The sequence below is a fragment of the Brevundimonas sp. GW821-FHT09G01 genome (assembly GCF_059416065.1).
Genome location: NZ_JBWKOL010000017.1, coordinates 1 through 620 on the forward strand (window position 1 = coordinate 1; position 620 = coordinate 620).

Annotated in this window: 1 protein-coding gene; it reads right to left on the bottom strand. The window is 71.9% G+C overall.

What is annotated here, in order from left to right; translation table 11 throughout:
- Positions 1 to 620, bottom strand: a 620-nt coding sequence (locus tag AC07NB_RS17620; protein ID WP_494572545.1) for an autotransporter outer membrane beta-barrel domain-containing protein, incomplete at both ends; no start/stop codon positions are given.

The window sequence follows — 620 nt, forward strand, 5'->3', positions numbered from 1 at the left end:
TAGGTCGGGCTGGCGGCCCAGTCGGCGTAGCGCACGCCCTGGTCGCCGATGTCCTCGAACTCGTGCGACCACTCGACCCGCGCCGACGGCCGCAGCTGGCCGAAGCGGCGGTTGTCGATCGTCCAGCGCCACGCCGCGCCCAGGTTGGCCGACAGGCTGTCCTGGTCCACCGCGTCCCAGGCCAGGGACGCCAGCCCCGCACCCGTCTCGGTGAAGCCGTCCAGCGAGATCGAGCGCGCATCGACGCGGGCGTAGATCTCACGGGTCTGACCGTCGCCGCGCAGAATGCGGCCGAAGGCGGCCGACACGAAGCGGGTGTCCCCCGACCGTTCGCCTTCGGCGTAGGCGTCCGGCTGGCCGCCGAGCCCGGCCGTCCAGCGGCGCGAGTCGAAGTCCAGGTTCGACCAGCCGATGACGCCGTCGATGTAGAAGGCCTCGGCCGGACGCCAGCTGGCGTACAGCGCCCCGGTCAGGCCGCTGCCGTTGGAGACCGAGCCCTGGTCGCCGATCTTGGTCTTGTCCTCGCCATAGCCCAGGCCGCCGCCCACGATCAGCTGATCGGAGACACGCACGTCGAGGCCGGCGGTGACGCCCTGGGTGGTGAAGCGGTAGTCGCGCTG